General features: G+C 71.0%; 3 protein-coding genes. 1 reads left to right on the top strand and 2 read right to left on the bottom strand.

Going from position 1 to position 3,154, the window contains the following annotated elements:
• The coding region (locus P409_RS30305) for a DMT family transporter (RefSeq protein ID WP_034847207.1) at positions 1 to 740 on the top strand (740 nt) is incomplete at its 5' end.
• A 111-nt stretch (positions 741 to 851) separates the two neighbouring features.
• On the opposite strand, the gene P409_RS30310 is transcribed toward P409_RS30305, so the two are convergent.
• A complete protein-coding gene (locus tag P409_RS30310; protein WP_052121589.1) occupies positions 852 to 2,807 on the bottom strand; it encodes an NAD(P)-binding protein in 1,956 nt (651 codons plus the stop codon).
• A gap of 77 nt (positions 2,808 to 2,884) precedes the next feature.
• Positions 2,885 to 3,154 (bottom strand): adenylate/guanylate cyclase domain-containing protein (locus tag P409_RS30315; protein ID WP_161790501.1); only part of this gene is annotated, 270 nt, incomplete at its 5' end.

Below are 3,154 nucleotides of genomic sequence, written 5' to 3' on the forward strand. Positions count from 1 at the left end.
CGTGGCGCCGGCCGCCTCGCCCGGCCTGGCCCGATCTGCTGCGCTTCGCCCTGTGCGGGCTGGTCGGCATCGCCGCCTACAACATCCTGCTGAACAGCGGGCAGCGCAGCGTCGCCGCCGGCGCCGCCAGCTTCATCGTCAACACCGCGCCGATCCTGACCGCGCTGCTGGCCCGGCTGGTGCTGGGCGAGCGTTTCGGCGCCCACGGCTGGGCCGGCACGCTGGTCAGCTTCACCGGCATCGCCCTGATCGCCGCGGCCCAGCCGGGCGGCCTGGCCTTCGGCGCCGGCGCCAGCCTGGTGCTGGGGTCGGCCCTGTGCATGGCGTGCTACGTCGTGCTGCAGAAGCCGTTGGTGGCGCGCTACGGCGCCCTGGCCTGCACCGCCTGGACCCTGCTGGCCGGCGCGCTGTGGCTCTCTCCCTGGCTGACCGAAGCCGCGACCGAGCTGCCCGCCACCAGCGCGATCACCATCGCCGCGGTGATCGGGCTCGGCGTGCTGCCGGCCGCCATCGGCTACGCCACCTGGACCTATGCGCTGGGCCAGTTCGGCGCGGCGCGGGCGACCAACTTCCTCTACCTCGTCGCGCCGACCGCCACCGCGATCGCCGTGCCGCTGCTGGGCGAGGCGCCGGGATCGCAGACCCTGCTGGGCGGCGCGATCGCCATCGCCGGGGTGGTGCTGGTCAACACGCGCGGACGGGCGGCGCCCGCCTCGGCCGTCATCCCCAGGCAGATGTAACATTCGCCGTCATTGCGAGCGCAGCGAATCCATCCAGGGGCCGGTGCGCACCGGCCCCTGGATTGCTTCGTCGGCTTCGCCTCCTCGCAATGACGAGTGAGGGAGGCGGCGTTACAGCAGACCCAGCTTGTCCCGCGGCGGGCCGGGGAAGTCGGCGAAGGCCGGGGCGCCGTCGGGCGTGCCCAGCAGCTCGCGCACCGCCCTCGTGGCCTGGTCGATCGCCGAATGGACATAAGCATAGGCGCCGGAATCGGCGTTGGCGATCGCGATCCGGCCCCAGGGCTTGCGCGCCGCCACGATCGGCAGCGGGCCGTCCGGCCAGAAGGCGTCCCAGGGCCGCATATACTCATAGGCGTAGCCATGCGACCAGCGGTTGGCGGTGATCGCCTCGATGTCGCGGGCCGGGTCGAAGCCGCCGCCCGACAGGGCGCGGCCCAGCAGGTCGCGGATCTGCCGCTCCATCTCCTCGAAGGTCAGCTGGGTCAGCTGGATGCGCCCGGCCAGCGACTGCTCGCGCGACGACAGGCCCGGCTGCAGCGGGATCTTGCTGAGATGCAGCAGCACCGGGTCCCCCGGCTTGTCGGCGAACTGGTAGCCGCCCATGCTGACCGGGAAGTCGATCTCCGCCCCCGACCAGAAATGGCCCGGCGCGTCGAAGCCGTCGATGCCCAGCTTCGAGAAGGCGGTCCAGTTCCGGATCAGCACATTGGTGTAGATCAGCGGCACCTTCTGCTGGTCGCGCAGCGCATCGACCTGCGCCGCCGGCAGCTCGTCGGTCAGGAACGGGATCACCCGGTGCCAGCAGGCCAGCACCACATGGCCGGCCTCGACCGTACGCAGCTTGCCATCCTGGACATAAGCGACATCGACCGACTTGGCCGTGGCCGGGTCGCCCTGGTGCTTCACCTTCACCACGGTGGAGCCGAGCCGGATCCGCGCCGGCTGGCCGTCGACATCCAGCTTGCCGTAATCGGCCCGGGCGAGGACCAGGTCCTCCATCGTCCCGCCGGGGATGGCGGCCGGGATCAGCGACCGCACCAGCGCCCGGGCCACCCCGGCATTGCCGTCCGGGAAATGGTAGATGTACTCATCCGGGTCGGTGCGGGCCAGGCGGCCGCTGGGACTCATGGTCGGGTAGACCTCGTCGCCCAGATCCATGCCGTCGAAGCCGGGATTGCCGTTGGCCCAGGCGTCGAGGCAGGTGGTGGCGTCGATGCCGACGCCGAAATAGGCCTCGGTCGACCCCTGGAAGTAGGTGACCAGCTGCGGGTCGGCCTTCACCAGCTCGGTCAGGAATTGGGCATAGGTGGTCTTCGACAGCCGCTCCAGCTTCTCGGCCCGTGACAGGCCCGGCAGGTAGTCGGCCGGCGCATCGATCAGGGCGATCAGGTCCTGCTTCGCCTTGTCGGTCAGCGGCGTCTGCGGCACCCAGTCGGCGGCCTTCTCCCCCTCCTTCACCAGCGCGTCGGTCCCGAACGCCTCCTTCGGGAAGAACACGGCACGGCCCAGGCCGCGCGCCTCGGCCCAGCCCTGGTCGTAATACTGCTCGAACCGCTTCGGCTCGACCCCGATATCGGCCAGCAGCGCGTTCACCGCCGGGCTGAAATAGCTGGGCGTCTGCAGCGACTGCGACCCGCCATAGCCGAGGATCGTGCGGCCGCTCGCGCTGGTGAACTCGTTGCGCTTGGCGTGGCCGCCGAAATCGTCATGCGGCTCGATCACCAGGATCTTCGCATCCGCTCCGGCCTGCTGGCGGTACAGCACCGCGGCGGCCAGGCCGGAGATGCCGCCGCCGACCACCACCAGGTCGTAGCGCTCGCCGGTCGGCTCCGGCGCCCCGGCCTTGCCCCAGAAGGTGCCGTCGCGCACCGAGTGCATGACGTTGTACGAACCTTCGTGATGGCCGCGCAGCCCGGTCAGCTTCGGCGGATAGGCTGCCGGCCCGGCGAAGGCTCCGCGCGGGAAAGCCCCGCCCAGCGCGGCGGCGCCTGCCGTCAGGGCGATGCCGTCGAGAAAGTCGCGCCGGCTGATCGCCCGGCCCATTCCCAGATCGCGATCGGATGACATGGATGTTTCCCCCCTCCCTGGCTGCCCCCGATTCAGCGGGGCCAAGGTGGCGGAATTGCGGTGCGAGGCGGGGCGGCTCAGGCCGCCGGCTTGATCCCGACGAGCCGGAAGATCTCCACCTCGCCGTTGCGGCCGCGGACGCGGCGCGGCCCCAGGCTCTCCATCTCGAACTCCGGGCCCAGCAGCGCCGCGGTCTCGGCGCTGATCAGGATCGTCGTCTCCTCGTCACGCGACAGCACCTTGCCCAGCTGCTCCAGCCGGTTGCCGATGTTCACTGTGTCGCCGACGATGGTGTAGTTGGTGCGCCCCGGTGCGCCGATGTTGCCGACCACCACCGGGCCGCTGTG

This window comes from Inquilinus limosus MP06 (assembly GCF_000767795.1).
GTDB classification, from domain to species: domain Bacteria; phylum Pseudomonadota; class Alphaproteobacteria; order DSM-16000; family Inquilinaceae; genus Inquilinus; species Inquilinus limosus_E.